Below are 17,052 nucleotides of genomic sequence, written 5' to 3' on the forward strand. Positions count from 1 at the left end.
CATCGCCGAACCAATGATACCAAACGCGTGTTCAATACCGTGAAGCTGCAGAACCTTAACAAAGGCCTCTTCCGTCGTCATTTTCATCTGTGTGTTCTCCGCGCAAAGCTAAGTGGAGCTGAGCCACCAGCCCAGCGTTAGATATGGTTTAGGCGCAAGGGACCGGGCGGCGTTAGGGCCAGAATTTGCGGCGGAATAGGTCCAGAGGCGTGTCAGCTTTCGCGAATGGCTTCGGCGATCAGCTTCACACCCGGCTCGATACGGTCCTGCCGGATCGAAGAGTAGCCGAGGCGGTAGAAATTCTGCGGGCGATCCGGTCCAGAGAAGAACGGCACGCCGGGCTCGATATGAACGCTCTGGTCCTGCAAGGTGAGTGCCAGCCGGGTTGTGTCGATATGGTCGGGGGCCGACATCCACAGCGAGGACCCGCCCAGAATGCCGCGCCCGGCCACGGTCAGCCCGTGTTCTTCGACCGCGTTGTCCAGAGCTTCGCGCCGTCGTGCCAGAACCTTGGACATGCGCCTGATCTGCGCATCGTAATGGCCCAGCGACAGGAAATAGGCCGCCGTGCGCTGGATATGTCCCGGCGGATGACGCAGCACCAGCGACCGCAGCGCGCGCGCCTCGCGGATAAACGGCTCGGACCCGACCATGTAGCCAAGCCGCAATCCCGGGAACAATGATTTCGAAAAGCTGCCCACATAGATCACTCGCCCGTCCCGGTCCATCGACTTCAACGCCGGGGAGGGCGCGCCCAGAAAGGCCAATTCGAATTCATAGTCATCCTCGACCACCATCGCGTCCAGTTCCCGTGCGCGCTCCAGCAATCTGTGTCGACGGCTGACAGGCATGGTAGAGGTCGTCGGGCTTTGATGGCTGGGTGTTGTGAAGATGACGTCGGTGTCCTCGGGCAGCGCATCCGGCGGCAGCCCGTCGCGATCAACCGGCAGTGGGGTTACGTCGCAATCCCAGTGCTCCAACAGGTTGCGCAGGGCGTAGTAGCAGGGGTCTTCGATCACGGCTGTTCGGTTGTGAGTCAGCAAGATGCGCGAGGCCAGCCACAGCGCGTTCTGCGCACCCATGGTGATCAGAATCTCTTCGGGGCGGGCGGCGATACCGCGGCGGGGCAGAGTGTGGCGGGCGATGAACTCGACCAGCAGCGGATCATCCTGATCGACGTAATCTGCGGTCAGGGACTCGAAATCCTTATGACCCAGCGCCCGCACGGCGCAGAGGCGCCAATTGGCGTGGTCAAACAGGGTCTGGTCGGCTTGCCCGTAGATGAACGGATAACGGTAGTTGCGCCAGTCGGCCGGTTTCGACAGCACATCGCCCCCTGAGAACCGCCGGGCCAGCGCCCCATCCCAATCCACAGTTTCAGTGCCCCGCTGGACGGGAGTGTATTTCGGCGGCACCGGCGCGTTTTGCGAAACGTAATACCCCGACCGGCCTTTGGCTGTCAGGTAGTCATTGGCCAGCAACTCGGTATAGGCCAGCGTCACCGTGATCCTGCTGACGCCCAGATGGGCTGCCAGTTTGCGGGACGAGGGCAGCTTTTCCCCGACATGGAACCTGCCGGACAGGATGCCCTCGGCAATCATCTGCTGGATCTGCGCCTGCAGTGTGCCTTGCCCGTTCAGCTCAAGAAAGAAGGTTTCGACCGATATTGCCATAGGGTCTTATAGGTTGGACTTATGGGGTGAGCAATCTGGACTTACGAATTTACCGAGAATTCGTGATGCAGGTAGTTGACCCTATGGTTGGATTTGATTAAATAACCAAAAATCTAGTTTAATGGAGTAATTGCGATGTGGGAGACCGCTGCAGCAGGATTTTCGGCCATGGGGTCCGAGGCCCGGCTGAAGGTTCTGAGGACGTTGGTACGGGCCGGGCAGGCCGGACTGACGGTTGGCGAGATACAGGAGCGGACGGGGATCGCCCCGTCGACCCTGGCGCATCACCTGCGGTTTCTGGCTGCTGGCGGCGTGGTTGAGCAAGAGAAAGTCGGGCGCAGCACAATCAATCGCGCCTGCTATGACGAGTTGAGAAATCTCGCGCAGTTCATCCTTGCCGAGTGCTGCGCTGACGAAGTGGGAAAGGCCGCGAACGATGGCTGAGTTGACACAAAACCCTAAGGTTTCGGCCAAGGCCGCCCTGGATCTGATCAAAACGCCTTGGGCTTTGATCGTAGCAATCCTTGCCGCCGTGGTCGTTCTGGACCCGGGCAACTGGGGTGACGTCGTAACCTTTGCGGGAAAGGCGCTGGCGCATACCGGTCAGTACATCCTGTTCGCAGTCCTGTTGCTGTCCTATCTCAAGGCGACCGGGGCCGAAGTCATGGTTGCCCGCGCTTTTGAAGGGCGCGAAACGCGGATGATCTTCCTTGCCGCAGTGTTCGGCGGGTTGGCCCCGTTCTGTTCCTGCGAGGTTATTCCGTTCATCGCAGGGCTGTTGGCGCTCGGCGCGCCTCTGTCTGCTGTGATGGCCTTCTGGCTCAGCTCTCCGTTGATCGATCCACCGACCTTGCTGATCACTGCGGGCGCATTGGGGTGGCCGTTTGCCATTGGAAAAGCCGTTGCGGCTGTCGCGCTGGGTCTGTTCGGAGGCTTCATCGTGCGTGGTCTCATGCGTTCGGGGGCATTCGCCCAACCTCTGCGTGAATACAATCCGGCTGGGTGCTGTGGGTGTGGTCCGAAGCAGGATGACAAACCGGTCTGGTTGTTCTGGCACGAGCCCGAACGTCGTCAGCGGTTCCGGTCCGAGTTTGTTCACAATGGGTTGTTCCTGCTGAAATGGCTGGCGCTGGCCTACGTGCTCGAGGCACTGCTGGTCAGCTATGTTCCGGCCGATCTGATTGCACGCGTGGTCGGTGGTGAAGGCATCGTTCCAATCGTGATCGCTGCGTTGGTCGGGATGCCGGCCTATCTGAACTCTTACGTCGCGCCGCCACTGTTGGCGGGGCTGATGGAACAGGGGATGAGCGCGGGGGCGGCGATGTCGTTCATGATCGCCGGCGCGGTCAGTTCGATCCCGGCGATGGCGGCGGTCTGGTCGCTGGTCAAACCCCATGTTTTTGCAATTTATCTGGGGTTGGGGATCACAGGTGCCATAATCGCGGGGATCATCTTTCAGGTGATCTGAAGGAAAAACCGCCCGGTGTGACCACCGGGTGGTTTTGCTTATTTGTCAGCCTCGCAGAGGCTCGGCAGTTTGAATCGGTACCGTGCCTCTCCGCTTTCGACGTAGACGCGTTTTTCCACACAGGCTGTGGTGCCGACGGTTCGGGCGACATGCTCTTTGGGTTCATTGATGGAAGTGGCCGACCCATCCGGCAAACGGACCGAGGCGATGACACCGTTTTTAAGGTCGCCGTTGATCGGTGTTGCCGACAGGACCGCAACGGTGATGAAAGAGTCATGCTCGTGCTTGCCATCGTCATTGAGTACCAGCAATGCGGTCGCCACCATGATGGTGCCAACGATTGCAACCACCAGCAAACCCCAGGTTTTCAGGAAAGCGTAAATCGATACGGCACGGTGCGGGCCGAAGATTTTGGACAGGATGGACAGCATGGTTTTCTGCAAAAAAAGACCCCGGCCTGTTCTGCCGGGGCCATCTGAGCGTTAGGGGCGCAGATCGTCTTCGTCTTCATCCTCGGCCCCGCCCTTTGGCAGGTTGAAGAAGCTGTCGGCGTCGATGATCGGTTCTTCCTCGGCCTCTTCTGCCGGGTCGTCAGACAGCGAGAAAGTTTCCAGACCTTCGATGGCGGTCGGAATCTTGGGTGCGGCGTCCATTTCGAGCGACTGCTCGGTGGAAACCAGCTTGCGGCGCTCGTCGTCAGACATCACGCCACCTTCTGCTGCCTTCTTGGCAGCGGCCTTCTGAACGATCGCGTCCAGTTCCGACTGTTTGCAAAGGCCCAGCGCAACCGGGTCGATCGGCTGCATGTTCGAGATGTTCCAATGGGTGCGCTCGCGGATCGACTGAATGGTTGGTTTGGTGGTACCCACCAGCTTGGCGATCTGACCGTCGCTGAGTTCCGGATGGAACTTGACCAGCCACAGGATCGAGTTCGGACGATCCTGTCGCTTGGATAGCGGAGTGTAACGTGGTCCACGGCGCTTTTCTTCGCCCGACGCAGCCGGGTTGAACTTGAGCTTCAGCTTGTGAAGCGGGTTGTTCTGGGCGGTATCGATCTCGTCTTGCGTCAGCTGGTTGTTGGCGATGGGGTCAAAGCCTTTCACGCCTGCCGCGACGTCGCCGTCTGCGATGCCCTGCACCTCAAGTTCGTGCATGCCTACGAAATCCGCGATCTGCTTGAAGCTGATCGTGGTGTTGTCCACCAGCCATACGGCTGTTGCCTTGGCCATAAGCGGTTTTGCCATCAGCCCGTCTCCTATAAATACATCTATCCCGTCGCCGGAATTCGGCGGCCCCTTGGTCTTGGGGCAGGTTTCCGTTGTCGGGGAACTTGGGGCCTATATAGTCGCGCAAAGGCAAGAAGGGAAGAGGCGAATGCGCTGGGTAATTTTGTGGGTGTTCAGCGCTGTGGCAGCGCTGGCTGATGGCGAAAAGGCGGGAGAGTTCGACTATTATGTTCTGTCTCTGAGCTGGTCGCCCAACTGGTGCGCGCGGGAAGGTGATGCGCGTGGATCGGACCAATGCGATGCGCGCCATGACCACGGATGGGTATTGCACGGGCTTTGGCCACAATACCATCAGGGTTGGCCGTCTTATTGCCGCACATCAGAGGCACCACCTTCGCGGGCGATGACCCGCGAAATGACCGATATTCAGGGCAGTTCCGGCCTGGCATGGCATCAATGGAAAAAGCACGGGACCTGCTCGGGCCTCAGCGCGACCGACTACTATGCTCTGTCCCGTCAAGCTTATGACCGCGTCGAGCGGCCACATGTGTTCCGCAAGCTGGACGCCACGGTCAAATTGCCCGCATCGGTCGTGGAGGATGCGTTTCTGAAAGCCAATCCCGTGCTGGAGCGGGACATGATCACCATCACCTGCAAACAGGGCTACATTGAAGAAGTTCGCCTGTGCTTGTCCCGCGACCTTGAACCGGTGCCTTGCGGACGGGACGTGATCCGCGACTGCACGGCCAAGGACGCGCTGTTCGATCCGATTCGTTAGAGCTTTTTGTTCTGGCAATCCCGCGCATAGTCCAGCGCTTTGGCGGTGCCATTGAGATCGATCGCCATCACTACTTCGCCTGCCGGGTTGTAGACGGTCATCGTCTTGTTCTGAGCGATGGCGTTAACGAAGTTCCGGTCAGTGAAAAACACCGTCGCGCCCGGTACGTCGCGCTGATTGAAGCCGATGGCGGTGGCGTCAAAGCTCTTTCCGTCCAGCTCGAACCGGATCGGATAGCTTTTGCTTTGCTCGATATCGCCCCACGCCTTGTTGTAGACGGCGAAATACCCGCGATTGTCCAAAGCGTCATAACCGATGCGCACCACCGAGAGGTCCTGATACACCGTCTGGATCAGACACCCGTTGCCAAGAGCGGGGTCCATCATGATGTTCCAGCCTTCGACGAAGCCTTTGTCGATGAGTTCTTGCGACAGGGCGGCGGTTGCGGTGAATGCGGCGAGGGTGAGGGCGAGAAGGCGGGTCATAATCTTTATCCAAAATTCAATTGTAGATCAGCCCGAACTCTATTTGACAGGTAACGCTAAACAAAGAGCTCATTAGGTTACGATGCAGTTTTTTCCATTAACTTACCTGATTTAGATGTGAGGCTTTTTTGACTTAATGCTGATCTTTGATGAGCCGGCAAATGTACTTCGAACTTTAAAGCTAGGGTGTTCGCATGCTGATTGTCAGGAACGTTTTTGTGCTTGTTGCTATTGCCGCAGCAGCAGTTTCGTCTGCCTCAGCAGACTCTGAAAATTACAAAAAGTACCTACTGGGACCCAAAGAGTATTGCGAAACCTACGAATGCCGAAGGGGGCCATCTCTGCTGGATCCACCAATCTGGGATCAAGAGTGGAAACCGTTTGAAAGTTTGGATCTTGCGGTCTGGGGCGCAGATGTCTGCTTGGGTTACTTCCTGACCAAAAGTGACAGTGCTTGGAATAGCGGGACGCCTAATGGCGAGGTCGGAGACCACTACGGATTCTATCTTATTTTAGGTGATTTCGCGGCCCGGTTGCACGTTTTTGACTGGCCCTACGCAACTGAGGGCAGCCCATATGCGGGATATGGTGTTTTTAATTGCGAGAACACAAGCTCTCCCGAGCTGGTATTGGACGAGACACGCGTTGAAGAACTAAAGAAGTGGGCGGAGCACAGGCTGTCCGAAGCAAACGGGTGGGTCGGCAGTATTGAGGGCTTTGATGGGTACATAAAGGGTTCGTTTAGAAACGAAACGCTTGGTCTGTCGTTAAGGGTCGAAAACTTGGGCGGCGTGAGGGTCAGCTTTACGGCGGATTATTTTGGGCCGCCAATCATCATGGATGGACCGGGCGGTTTGTATTGACGCTTGCCTCTCACGGCCGGTTACAATTCCTTCCGCGCCCGCAACGCTGCCGTAATCGTCCCGTCATCCAGATAATCCAGCTCGCCCCCAATCGGCACACCCTGCGCCAGTGAGGTCAAGCGGACCTGCCCCTCCAACTGATCGGCGATGTAATGGGCGGTGGTTTGGCCATCGACGGTGGCGTTCAGGGCAAGGATGACTTCGGTGATCCCTTCGGCCATCACTCGGTCTTTCAGACGGGGAATGCGCAACTCGTCCGGGCCGACACCGTCTAGTGCCGACAATGTGCCGCCCAGAACGTGATAGCGGCCTTTGAAGACCCCGGCGCGCTCCATCGCCCAGAGGTCGGCGACGTCCTCGACCACGCACAGTTCTCCGGTCGCGCGGGCCTCGCTGTCGCAGATGTCACAGATGTCGGTGGTGCCCACGTTGCCGCAGTTCAGGCATTCTCGGGCGGTGACGGCAACCTGCTGCATCGCGTCAGATAGCGGTGTCAGCAATAGGGCGCGTTTGCGGATCAGGTGCAGCACGGCGCGACGGGCCGAGCGGGGCCCGAGGCCCGGCAGCTTGGCCATCAGGTCGATCAGATTGTCGATATCGCTGTTCGAGCTCACCGCGAATGCTCCTGCAAAAGGGCCGGGCAGGGGTGCCCGGCCGGTTTTCCGTCAGGAGTGTCTATCAGAACGGCAGTTTGATGTCTGCGGGCAGACCCATGCTTTCGGTCAGTTTTGCCATCTCGGCCTGAGAACGCTCGGCCGCTTTGGTCTGCGCGTCTTTGATGGCGGCCAGGATCAGGTCTTCGACCACTTCCTTGTCGTCGCCATTGAAGATCGACGGGTCGATGTCCAGACCTTTGAGCTCACCCTTGGCAGTGGCGGTCGCCTTGACCAGACCTGCGCCGGATTCGCCGACAACCATCAGGTTGTTTAGCTCTTCCTGCATATCCGTCATCTTGGCCTGCAAATCCTGCGCTGATTTCATCATCTTGGCCATATCGCCCAGACCGCCGAGTCCTTTGAGCATTGTTCTTTCTCCTAATTGCGGGGGCGCAGAGCGCCGTGAATGAGTGTGGCACATATCGCAATTGCCAGCCCAAGGAACAAGAGGGGAGATCCAATGCAACCTTCGCGCATTGCTTCCCATCTGACATCGTCCAATACGGGGCCATAATAATCCCCGCTAACCACAATGGCAGCAAGGAACCACAGCGCGGCGATCACCCACTTGATAACACGTCGATTTCCTGTGATCGCGATCAGGCTGAGACTCACAAGAACTACGATCAACGGGTTGAGGGCCAGTGCCACGAACTCGTCAAGCATGGACGCAGGTCCTGACGTCGGGTCCCACAGCGGTCTTTCTTTATCGCATACCTCGGCCATCGCACTTGAAGCTGCAAAAGAGAGGATCAATCCTCCTCGAAGGGATCCCATTCGTCTTCCACCTCGGGCAGGGCTTCGGTTTCGACCTTGGCAGCGCGTTCTTCCGGTGTCTCAATCCGTTTAATGCGCGCTTTGGGAAACTGCATCAGGACGGCCTGCACCAAAGGGTGCTGCTCGGCCTGCGCCTTCAATGCCAGATCAGCTGCGTCACGGACCTCGGCGATGGTTGCCGCTTCCCCATCGGCGACGATGGACACCGCCCAGCGGTTTCCGGTCCACCGCTGTAGTGCCGAACCGATCCGGGCGGCCAGATCGGTGGGGGCGTTATCCGTCGGTGTGAACTCGATCCGGCCGGGTTGGTAGGATACGAGGCGGACGCCATTTTCAACTTCGACCAACAGTTTCACGTCGCGGTTTGTGCGGATTAGTTCCACGACATGGTCAAAGCTAGGATAGCGCGCAAGGGCTGCTTGGGTGTCTTGGGCCAGCGCGGCGGTGGGTGCGCCAGCAGGGCCGCGCGCTGTTGTGGTATACGAAGCAGGAGCTGGCTGTGCAGGCGCATGAGACGGTACGGCCATGCCGCCACCGGGGCCTCCGTTCGGCGGGGGCGACGGTGCGTCTTGCAGCCGTTTGATCAGTTCTTCCGGGCTCGGCAGGTCGGCCACGTGGGTCAGGCGGATCACGGCCATCTCGGCAGCCATCATGGCATTCGGAGCCGCCGAGACTTCTTCGAGCGCTTTCAGCAGCATTTGCCACATCCGGGTCAGCACGCGCATAGGCAGGGCCTCAGCCATCTGTTGACCGCGGGCGCGCTCATCCGGTGAAACGGTCGGGTCCTCGGCTGCATCCGGGGTGATCTTGACCACTGATACCCAGTGGGTGATCTCGGCCAGATCGCGCAGCACCGCCAGCGGATCGGCCCCTTCGGCATATTGAGCGCTGAGTTCGGTCAGTGCGGCGGCGGCATCGCCGCGCAGGATCATGTCGATCAGGTCCAGTACCCGGCCCCGATCGGCCAGACCCAGCATGGCACGCACCTGATCGGCGCTGGTCTCGCCCGCCCCGTGGCTGATCGCCTGATCCAGCAGCGAGGTTGCGTCACGGGCAGAGCCCTCGGCAGCGCGGGTGATCAGCGCCAGCGCGTCCTCGGCGATCTGTGCGCCCTCGGCATCGGCGATCTTGCGCAGCAGTCCGATCATGTCCTCGGGTTCGATCCGGCGCAGATCAAAACGCTGGCAGCGGGACAGCACCGTGACCGGCACCTTGCGGATCTCGGTGGTGGCAAAGATGAATTTCACATGCTCGGGCGGTTCCTCAAGCGTCTTGAGCAACGCGTTAAAGGCGCTGGTCGAGAGCATGTGGACCTCGTCAATGATGTAAATCTTGTAGCGGGCCGAGGCGGCGCGGTAGCGGACACTGTCGATGATCTCGCGGATGTCGTTGACGCCGGTGCGGCTGGCGGCGTCCATCTCCATCACGTCCACATGGCGGCCTTCCATGATGGCCACGCAATGTTCACACTGGCCGCAGGGTTCCGTGGTCGGCTTGCCCTGGCCATCGGGGCCGATGCAGTTCATGCCCTTGGCGATGATCCGCGCCGTGGTGGTCTTACCCGTGCCGCGAATGCCGGTCATGATGAAGGCCTGTGCGATCCGGTCGGCCTCGAACGCATTTTTCAGCGTGCGAACCATCGCATCCTGACCGACGAGATCGGTAAAGGTTTCGGGGCGGTATTTGCGGGCAAGAACCTGATAGGCGGGGCTTGGCGTGTCGTTCATGTCTGCTCTGTCGGATTCGGTTCAGGAATGCAGCGTAGAGACCCCTGCCGCCCGCGTCCACCGCCGCTGTAGTCGAAATTCGGTTTGCAGGACAGTTTACGCATCGTAGAAACGTTCGCAGGAGGGCCACCTTTTGAGACTCTTTGCGATTCACGCCGTGCAGGTGGGAAATGGCACGGTTGCCCTTTCACCAATCCCGGGGCGCGGTGGCAACTACCTGCAGGATCTTCGTACCATCCGGGACTGGCAGCCGGATTTGGTGGTTTCCATGACCACCGAGGTTGAGATGCTGGAGGAAGGTGCCGCCGGATTCGGTGACGATCTTCGCATCGCCGCCATCGGGTGGGCGCATCTGCCAGTCGCGGATTTTGGCGCGCCACCGCCAGAGGTTCGGGCCGCATGGGCCGAGGTCAGCGCAGCGGCGGCACAAGTCCTGTCCCGAGGAGGGCGGGTGTTGGTGCATTGCCGGGGTGGCTGTGGCCGGTCTGGCATGGTCGCTTTGCGCCTTATGGTCGAACAGGGCGAACAGCCCGAGGCAGCGCTGAAACGTCTGCGCGCCGTACGGGCCTGCGCCGTTGAAACCGACGGCCAGTTGCAATGGGCGGCGCAGGCGGCCAGCGCCCGAAAGGGCAGCTAGCTTAGAGCGCCGCGTGCTGCTCCGGTTGCGCAACCGGACTTGCGGCCAGCAATAAAACCTCGAGCATCGCGCAGGGTGGGCTGGCCATAACATCGGCGGGCAGAGAGCTGAACACATCCGCGAACATCATGTCGGCATACCTATCAAGTGAATCGGTGGAAACGTCGGAGTCCGTGCCGCAAAAGATCCGAATCTGATCAGGCCGTGCGCAAAATCGGGCGGTGCAACCTTCGGGGCAATGGGTCAGTTCACTGCTGCCTTCGACCTGAAAATCGGGGGTTGTTGCAGGTGCGGCGGTCTCTATCGCCTGTGTAATGACACGCGCGACCCGTGCCAAAGCTGGGCAGGTCTTGCCGGTTCGCTGGCATACGGTGGCCGAGTATTCGTGGGTCTTTGTCTTCCAGATCATTGTGCGCCCTCCGCGCGTAGGACGGGGCGTAGATCAGGTGTGACAGCATGCTGACAACCTGCCCGGACACCCCGCCCGAGTTTCGGTTTCGGTTCGATGGCAGGTCTCCTGACTTGCGGGTCATCGCGTTGCCGACCTTCCCAGCCTTTCGGCCAGTGGTATTTCGGCATTGCTCACCGCTTACAGTTGCGGGGGCAGTCGCGGCCTTGGTTCGTTCCGGTATAACCGGGGCAGAACCGCACCGTGTTCCCTTTTCATCTCGCCCCGCGATCGGGGTCGAGAACCATCACGCCATCGCTAGCGGGTACGGGCGAGCCGAGTCAAGCGGGCAATTTGCACGGCCAAGCGGACGTGTGGTCATGTACGGTCACTGTTGACTTGTGGCGAGAAACACTGCGGACTGGAGAAAGTGAACCAATCGGTTCAAAATCCGGAGACCGAACCATGCTGGACACTGCACAAACCGATTCGACCGAGGACTTTCAGTTTCCGTCCGGCACGGGTTCCTTGTCGGCGCGCCTTTATCTGCCAGCGTCCGCGCCCCGGGTGGCCGTAGTCATTCACGGTGCTACCGGCGTACCGAGAGATTATTACCAGCATTTTGCCCGCTGGCTGGCTGCCGAGAGGGGGATGGCCTGTCTGACTTACGACTACAGCGATTTCGGCCATTCTCTGAACGGGTCGCTGAAAGCATCACGGGTCAAGATGGCCGACTGGGCCTTGGTCGACATGCCCGCGGCCCGGGCTGAAATGCGGCGCAGGTTCCCCGATGCGCAGCAGTGGAGCATCGGACACTCAGTCGGCGGGATGCTGGGGCCGATTCAGCCCGACGTCGATCAGATCGACCGCATGATCTGCGTCTGTTCTGGCCCTGTAACGGTATCGGATCACCCCTGGCCGTATCGGGCGCTGGCTTTGCTGTTCTGGTATGGTCACGCTCCCTTGGCGGTGAAAGCCCTGGGGTACCTTCCTGGCAAGGCGCTGGGGTTCGGGGCGGACCTGCCGGCATCGGTATATTGGCAGTGGCGGCGGTGGTGCACCGCACCGCGCAACTACCTGCCCGAGATCGGGACCTCCTTGCCTGATGCGCGCTGGGCGCAGTCAGGGACGCCCGTGGACCTGTTTACCTTCGAGGATGATGATGTGGTGCCACCCAATGCGGTGTGGCGATTGGCCGATCTGTACGGCCCAGATGCGCGACGTCACCTGTTGTCACCCGGTGAATTTGGCTTGTCGGAAGTTGGGCACATCGGCGCTTTTGCCCGCCGCAACGCAGTCCTTTGGCCACGGCTGATTGCATGACTTCGCCGATTCTGGCGCTTTACGTTTGCTACAGGGAGGAAGTGAGAGGTTGGACATCGACCCAAGCGGGGCTCGTTGTGGCTGCTTCCTTCCGGACCTGACCAGGTTGGCGAGGCGCTCGCCCGCGCCAACCTCTCAACGCACGATATAGGCAACAGACGCGGAAATGACAACCCGTCAGAGTGTCAAACGGATCAGCAGAAAGCCGTCATCGTCTGCACCGATCAGATGTGGGGTGTATTCCTCTAGTTCAGCAATGTGATCGCGGGCCTTCGGACCGGTTCTGAGCAAGGTTGTCGCGCCGGGAAATGGAGCAAACTGAAAGGCGCGGGGCGCTTTTTCCAGCGGGTCCCGTGGCAGGGCACCCGAGACGTAGTCTCGCAATATGTGCTGAACGGGTTGTGCAGGCAGCGGGATCGGCTCGGCCTGGTCGACAAAAGGGAAATAGCCGCCCCCGCTGGCTCGGTAATTGCTCACCGCAACGACAAAGCGCTTGTCGGGTGTTACGGGACGGCCCTCTAATCGGATGTCGTGAACACGGCGATGTGCAGAGGCGCTCAGATGACCTGAGGCGTCAAAGCGTGGAGGTTGCGAGAGGTCGATCTGATAGCTCAACCCTTGCAGAACATCGAAATTATGCCCGGCCCGGCTGGGGTCGACCAGGTCGGTTTCGAACCCCGGTTTGATCTGGTTGAACACGCTTGCCGACATTTCCAGCCAATCGCCGATCTGCGCGCCATTAACGACAACGGCCTGCAATTCGTTGGGAAAAACATACAGGTCGTTGATATGACGCAGGAATACCTGTCCAGGTGGCACATCCGTATAAAACCGCGGCCCGGCGCGTCCTCCGAATTTTGAAGGCGCCATCGCGGACAGAACGGGCAACTCCGCAACGGGCGATCCCTGCAGATACGGGCGCAGAGCCGCCGCCTGCGCCGCTGCGGCCAAAGCAAGCCCTCTATCCTCAACGCAAAAGCTGAAATAGCTGTGCAGGTGCTGATCGGTTCGGCCCACCGGTTGAGCCGTTTGACGGCGCGTTTCCAAATGGCCTTTGGCGAAAAGCCGCAGTAATTCAGGGTCTTCCGCAACCGGATGGGCCTCTCCGCCAGACCGGGTCGGGCAAACCGAGCGCAATTCGGTGCTGTGGTCTTTTATCGTCCACGTACTGTCATCCGCCTTGCGGAGGTTCAGGTCAATCACCCCCAGATTCGATCCGGCCGGGCCCGGCATGACCACCGGTTTCCCGTGTACCCGCCCCCGGGCTGCATCGACATTGTTCAGCCCCTCATGCACGGGACCGGGCAGAGTCAGGTGGGAATGCCCGGCGATCAGGACGTCGATGCCGTCGATGGCAGCCATCGGGATGATCGCGTTTTCCAAATCGGGTTCCGCAAAGGGCGATCCCAACCCCGTATGCGCCAGCGCAAGGATCAGATCACAGCCCTCTGCGTGCAAGTCCCGCACCTTGTTGCGGGCGCAGGTCAGGATATCGCCAACGGTGACCCGGTCCTGCAACCGGTGCGCCTCCCATTTGGCGGTCTGAGGGGGAAGCACTGAAAGCACTCCGATTTTCAGCGTAACCTGCTGGTCCTGGTACGGGACTGTACGCGTCAGGATTGCATGGCTGTGCCAGAGAGGATCGGCATTCCTTCTTTGCACATTGCTGCACACCACCGCGCAGGGAGCGTCGGCCAGAACTCGATCCAGAACCTCTAGTCCAAAGCCGAAATCATGGTTGCCCAGCCCGATGGCGTCATAGTCCAGATCACCAAAGGCCTGCATCAGAATATGCGGCGCATTGGCCGGTTCCGCAGCCCATTCCCCGATTGGTGTGCCTTGCAGCGAATCTCCGTTGTCGAACAGCAGAACCAGCGCGCCAGCCGCCACCGCCTCGTTCCGCGCAGCCCGGATCAGACTGGCGGTGCGCGTAAACCCAATCGTGGGTTCCGGGGCGTCAGAGTAGTAGTCGAAGCCGCTCAGATTCATATGCAGATCGGAGGTTGCCAATATCCGTATCTTCAAGACAGGGCGCGGCAGATGAATGGGGTGTGACAAATTTCTACTTTTGGCAGTTATATGTAAAGCATTTTCCCCAAAAAGTATATTAGGCGCAACATTTAAGGTGTGACTGCGATCATTTGACGACCGCAGGTTTCCGGCTGTTTGGAATTGCCATTGCAACGCGGCTGCAGCCGTGGCAGCCCTGTGCCGACGACCCAAAGGAACACTTATGAAACATGCGGAACTTGTGACGTTTGGCAGCTCGGGCCTGGATCGTGCGGCGCATATCCGGGGGGACGCGGACCAGCTTGCGCGGATGCGCGCCCATCCGCAGGCGTCCTGCATGCTGCTGTGGCGAGGAAAGCCACTGGTTCGGGGCAAGGCGCTGGATCGGCTGGGTCTGATCCCCATGACGCACGGATTGGTGCAGAACGGACCGGGCGGCAGAGTGGAGGAACCCGTGTTTCTGGGTCTCTCGGACGGAGATCCGGTTTTTGCGCTCGATATCTCGAACTGGTCCCCCGAGGGGCTGGACATGTCGCAGTTGGGAGCATTTGTTGATCGGACAGAGCAGCAACATCCCGACTTGCCCCGAGGCCATGTCTTTGCCGAACTGCGCCGGATCATGACGCGCCTGTCCGCCCGGGACGCGGAACTGGCCGCAGCTGCCAAGGCGGTGATCGGATGGCATGAAACCCACCGGTTCTGTGCACGCTGCGGTGCCGCCAGCGAAATATCACAAGCCGGGTGGCAGCGCAGTTGTCCGTCCTGCGGCGGGCAACATTTCCCGCGCACCGACCCGGTAGTCATCATGTTGATCACGCACGGAGATTCGGTGCTGATTGGGCGATCTCCAGGCTGGCCCGAGGGAATGTACTCACTGCTGGCGGGCTTCGTCGAACCCGGAGAAACACTGGAGGCGGCGGTCCGGCGCGAAGTGATGGAAGAGGTAGGCGTGCCCGTCGGTGCGGTCAGTTATCTGTCCAGCCAGCCCTGGCCGTTTCCGGCCTCATTGATGTTTGGCTGCGCGGGTGAGGCGCTGTCGCGCGAGATCACCATTGATCCGGTGGAAATCGAAGATGCGATGTGGGTAAGCAAGCCCGAGATGATGCAGGCCTTTGCAGGAGAGCATCCGAAGCTGCTGCCAGCCCGCAAGGGCGCCATTGCGCATTTCCTGTTGCAAAACTGGCTTGCGGATACTCTTGACTGACAGATACTAGGCTGGAAGCAAAGAGAACCACGAACCGTCATGCAGTTTACCGCGCGCGAAGACATCGAAGCTCCGATCAATGCTGTGTTCGAAATGGTCGCCGATTTTGAGCGGTTCGAGCGTATGGCCATGCGTCGCGGAATCGAAGTGCGGCGCCTGTCGGGCCATATGGGGGTGGTGCCGGGTACGCAGTGGGAAACCGAGTTCAAGCTGCGCGGCAAGCCTCGCCAAATCGCGATTGAGATGGCCGAATGCGACCCACCGTCACTATTGCGGTTCGACGCGGTGAGTAAGGGCATGAACGGGGTGACGATCATCGAATTACTGGCCCTGTCGCAGCGCCGCACCCGTCTGAGTGTCGACATGTCGCTTGCGGCCAGATCCCTGCCTGCGCGGCTGTTGCTGCAATCGTTGCGGTTGGGACAAGCGCGGTTCCGGCGGCAGTTTCAGTTACGGCTCAGCGAGTTCGCCCGTGAGATGGAAGAGCGCCATTTGCATGGCGGCTGAAAAGGGCAAGGCGATGGAAAACCTGATTGTCAGGCAGGCGGGTGTGGATGACGCCGAGGGTATCTCAGAGGTTTTGCGGGAGATTGCAGCCGCTGGTAAGCGCAGTAAACCTTGCGATCCGGAATTCGCTAAAGCGCATTATGTGGCCCACCCGGAACAGATAAAATGCCACGTGGCACTTTCAGGCGCGCGCATTCTGGGGTTTCAATCGTTGAAGCGAGCGGTGGAAAACAACCCTTACGGTGCACCTGTCGATTGGGGTGTCATCGGAACGCATGTTCGCCCCTCTGCCGCGCGCCAAGGCATTGGGCGATGCTTGTTTGAAGCGACACTGGAAGTGGCAAGAGCAATAGGACTTCCTGCGATTGACGCGACCATTGCCGCAACAAATTTAGAAGGTCTGGCCTATTATGCGGCCATGGGTTTCATCGACTACAGGTCGCACGACGACTCTGTCTGCAAGACCTACAGTATCAGCTGATATTTCAAGACTTATCCGCGCGGATGCGCCGCGGGGTAAACGCCCAGCACTTCAACATTGGTGGTGAAGTGCTCCAGCTCGTCCATGGCCAGCTGCACATTGTGGTCGTCTGGGTGACCGACGATATCGGCATAGAACTGCGTAGCAGTGAACGATCCATCGACCATGTAGCTTTCCAGCTTGGTCATGTTAATCCCGTTTGTGGCAAAGCCTCCCATCGCCTTGTACAGCGCCGCCGGAATGTTGCGCACTTGAAAGACAAAGCTGGTGATCATGCCATAGGGGCCACGCTGGGACAGGTCCGCCTGCCGGGACATGACCAGAAAGCGGGTAGTGTTGTTGTCCTGATCCTCGATGTGACGAGCCAGCACGTTCAAGCCATAGATTTCGCCGGCCAGTTCGCTGGCCAGCGCCGCCGAGTGCAGTTCACCCTGCTCTGACACCTCACGCGCGGCGCGGGCGTTGTCGGGGCTGACCCGGCCGCGGATGTTGTGTTTCTTAAGAAACCCGGCGCATTGCGGCAGCAGGACCAGATGCGAATGCGCCTCGGTGATGTCGGTCAGCGTAGCACCGGGCACCGCCAGCAGGTTGATGTGCACACGCACGAAGGCCTCATCAATGATATGCAACCCGCTGTGCGGCAACAGGCGGTGAATATCGGCCACCCGGCCATAGGTCGTGTTTTCGACCGGCAGCATCGCCAGATCCGCCTCGCCCGCGCGCACCGATTCGATCACATCTTCGAACGTACGGCAGGGCAGGGCCTCCATATCGGGGCGCGCATTGCGGCAGGCCTCGTGGCTATAGGCACCGGGTTCCCCCTGAAATGCGATACGATTGGTCATTTGA

20 protein-coding genes, 1 other RNA gene and 1 riboswitch are annotated in these 17,052 nt (G+C 59.7%); of the genes, 9 read left to right on the plus strand and 12 right to left on the minus strand.

The window, feature by feature from the left end; genetic code table 11:
• Positions 1 to 212 precede the first annotated feature (212 nt).
• Positions 213 to 1,673 (minus strand): MocR-like pyridoxine biosynthesis transcription factor PdxR, encoded by a 1,461-nt coding sequence (gene pdxR, locus ACR0IM_RS21785; RefSeq protein ID WP_480595481.1) that lies wholly within the window; start codon positions 1,671 to 1,673, stop codon positions 213 to 215.
• Between the two features lie 135 nt (positions 1,674 to 1,808).
• Here pdxR and ACR0IM_RS21790 point away from each other — a divergent pair, with 135 nt between their 5' ends.
• A complete protein-coding gene (locus tag ACR0IM_RS21790) occupies positions 1,809 to 2,117 on the plus strand; it encodes an ArsR/SmtB family transcription factor (protein WP_058283064.1) in 309 nt (102 codons plus the stop codon).
• Positions 2,110 to 3,141, plus strand: coding sequence for a permease (locus tag ACR0IM_RS21795; RefSeq protein WP_480643177.1), 1,032 nt, complete (start codon positions 2,110 to 2,112; stop codon positions 3,139 to 3,141). The genes ACR0IM_RS21790 and ACR0IM_RS21795 overlap by 8 nt, the downstream gene beginning before the upstream one ends.
• Positions 3,142 to 3,179: 38 nt before the next feature.
• Here the strand turns inward: ACR0IM_RS21795 and ACR0IM_RS21800 are convergent, their stop codons facing one another.
• The gene (locus tag ACR0IM_RS21800; protein ID WP_480643178.1) at positions 3,180 to 3,584 is read right to left on the minus strand and encodes a hypothetical protein; all 405 of its coding nucleotides are present in this window, start codon (positions 3,582 to 3,584) and stop codon (positions 3,180 to 3,182) included.
• A gap of 39 nt (positions 3,585 to 3,623) precedes the next feature.
• A complete protein-coding gene (locus ACR0IM_RS21805; RefSeq protein ID WP_480595484.1) occupies positions 3,624 to 4,385 on the minus strand; it encodes a DUF1013 domain-containing protein in 762 nt (253 codons plus the stop codon).
• Positions 4,386 to 4,515: 130 nt separating this feature from the next.
• Here ACR0IM_RS21805 and ACR0IM_RS21810 point away from each other — a divergent pair, with 130 nt between their 5' ends.
• Positions 4,516 to 5,145, plus strand: coding sequence for a ribonuclease T2 family protein (locus ACR0IM_RS21810; protein WP_480683216.1), 630 nt, complete (start codon positions 4,516 to 4,518; stop codon positions 5,143 to 5,145).
• Here ACR0IM_RS21810 and ACR0IM_RS21815 read toward each other — a convergent pair.
• The gene (locus ACR0IM_RS21815) at positions 5,142 to 5,630 is read right to left on the minus strand and encodes a hypothetical protein (RefSeq protein WP_480683217.1); all 489 of its coding nucleotides are present in this window, start codon (positions 5,628 to 5,630) and stop codon (positions 5,142 to 5,144) included. The two genes, ACR0IM_RS21810 and ACR0IM_RS21815, sit on opposite strands and share 4 nt — an antisense overlap.
• A 194-nt stretch (positions 5,631 to 5,824) precedes the next feature.
• On the opposite strand from ACR0IM_RS21815, the gene ACR0IM_RS21820 reads away from it, so the two are divergent.
• Positions 5,825 to 6,493 (plus strand): hypothetical protein, encoded by a 669-nt coding sequence (locus ACR0IM_RS21820; protein WP_480683218.1) that lies wholly within the window; start codon positions 5,825 to 5,827, stop codon positions 6,491 to 6,493.
• A gap of 20 nt (positions 6,494 to 6,513) precedes the next feature.
• Here the strand turns inward: ACR0IM_RS21820 and recR are convergent, their stop codons facing one another.
• From recR to ACR0IM_RS21840, 4 genes are all read right to left on the minus strand, one after another.
• A complete protein-coding gene (gene recR / locus ACR0IM_RS21825) occupies positions 6,514 to 7,107 on the minus strand; it encodes a recombination mediator RecR (RefSeq protein WP_170328853.1) in 594 nt (197 codons plus the stop codon).
• A gap of 64 nt (positions 7,108 to 7,171) precedes the next feature.
• Positions 7,172 to 7,516 carry a YbaB/EbfC family nucleoid-associated protein gene (locus tag ACR0IM_RS21830; RefSeq protein ID WP_475211596.1) on the minus strand — a complete coding sequence of 115 codons (345 nt, stop codon included), beginning with the start codon at positions 7,514 to 7,516 and terminating at the stop codon, positions 7,172 to 7,174.
• 11 nt (positions 7,517 to 7,527) lie between these two features.
• Positions 7,528 to 7,815 (minus strand): hypothetical protein, encoded by a 288-nt coding sequence (locus ACR0IM_RS21835; protein WP_475211595.1) that lies wholly within the window; start codon positions 7,813 to 7,815, stop codon positions 7,528 to 7,530.
• 86 nt (positions 7,816 to 7,901) lie between these two features.
• Positions 7,902 to 9,653, minus strand: a complete 1,752-nt coding sequence (locus ACR0IM_RS21840; protein ID WP_480683219.1) for a DNA polymerase III subunit gamma/tau — start codon at positions 9,651 to 9,653, stop codon at positions 7,902 to 7,904.
• Between the two features lie 133 nt (positions 9,654 to 9,786).
• Between ACR0IM_RS21840 and ACR0IM_RS21845 the strand changes: the two genes are divergently transcribed.
• The gene (locus ACR0IM_RS21845; RefSeq protein WP_480683220.1) at positions 9,787 to 10,290 is read left to right on the plus strand and encodes a protein-tyrosine phosphatase family protein; all 504 of its coding nucleotides are present in this window, start codon (positions 9,787 to 9,789) and stop codon (positions 10,288 to 10,290) included.
• Position 10,291: 1 nt separating this feature from the next.
• Here ACR0IM_RS21845 and ACR0IM_RS21850 read toward each other — a convergent pair whose 3' ends face one another.
• The gene (locus ACR0IM_RS21850; RefSeq protein WP_480683221.1) at positions 10,292 to 10,699 is read right to left on the minus strand and encodes a hypothetical protein; all 408 of its coding nucleotides are present in this window, start codon (positions 10,697 to 10,699) and stop codon (positions 10,292 to 10,294) included.
• Positions 10,700 to 10,780: 81 nt separating this feature from the next.
• Positions 10,781 to 11,002: riboswitch (cobalamin riboswitch) on the minus strand.
• 141 nt (positions 11,003 to 11,143) lie between these two features.
• Between ACR0IM_RS21850 and ACR0IM_RS21855 the strand changes: the two genes are divergently transcribed.
• Positions 11,144 to 12,001 (plus strand): alpha/beta hydrolase family protein, encoded by an 858-nt coding sequence (locus ACR0IM_RS21855; protein WP_480683222.1) that lies wholly within the window; start codon positions 11,144 to 11,146, stop codon positions 11,999 to 12,001.
• 39 nt (positions 12,002 to 12,040) lie between these two features.
• Here the strand turns inward: ACR0IM_RS21855 and ffs are convergent.
• Both ffs and ACR0IM_RS21865 read right to left on the minus strand, forming a co-directional pair.
• Positions 12,041 to 12,139, minus strand: an RNA gene (ffs, locus tag ACR0IM_RS21860) — signal recognition particle sRNA small type.
• 39 nt (positions 12,140 to 12,178) lie between these two features.
• A complete protein-coding gene (locus tag ACR0IM_RS21865; protein WP_480683223.1) occupies positions 12,179 to 14,059 on the minus strand; it encodes a bifunctional 2',3'-cyclic-nucleotide 2'-phosphodiesterase/3'-nucleotidase in 1,881 nt (626 codons plus the stop codon).
• Positions 14,060 to 14,234: 175 nt separating this feature from the next.
• On the opposite strand from ACR0IM_RS21865, the gene nudC reads away from it, so the two are divergent.
• From nudC to ACR0IM_RS21880, 3 genes are read left to right on the plus strand one after another with little or no spacing between them, the layout of a single operon-like run.
• Positions 14,235 to 15,215 (plus strand): NAD(+) diphosphatase, encoded by a 981-nt coding sequence (nudC, locus tag ACR0IM_RS21870; RefSeq protein WP_480683225.1) that lies wholly within the window; start codon positions 14,235 to 14,237, stop codon positions 15,213 to 15,215.
• 39 nt (positions 15,216 to 15,254) lie between these two features.
• Positions 15,255 to 15,722, plus strand: coding sequence for an SRPBCC family protein (locus ACR0IM_RS21875; protein WP_480683226.1), 468 nt, complete (start codon positions 15,255 to 15,257; stop codon positions 15,720 to 15,722).
• Positions 15,712 to 16,203: an N-acetyltransferase family protein gene (locus ACR0IM_RS21880; RefSeq protein WP_480683227.1), complete on the plus strand. Its 492-nt coding sequence runs from the start codon at positions 15,712 to 15,714 to the stop codon at positions 16,201 to 16,203. The genes ACR0IM_RS21875 and ACR0IM_RS21880 overlap by 11 nt, the downstream gene beginning before the upstream one ends.
• An 11-nt stretch (positions 16,204 to 16,214) precedes the next feature.
• Here ACR0IM_RS21880 and ACR0IM_RS21885 read toward each other — a convergent pair whose 3' ends face one another.
• Positions 16,215 to 17,048, minus strand: coding sequence for a prephenate dehydratase (locus tag ACR0IM_RS21885; RefSeq protein ID WP_480643196.1), 834 nt, complete (start codon positions 17,046 to 17,048; stop codon positions 16,215 to 16,217).
• Positions 17,049 to 17,052: the final 4 nt, after the last annotated feature.

This window comes from Ruegeria sp. BF6, assembly GCF_056538665.1.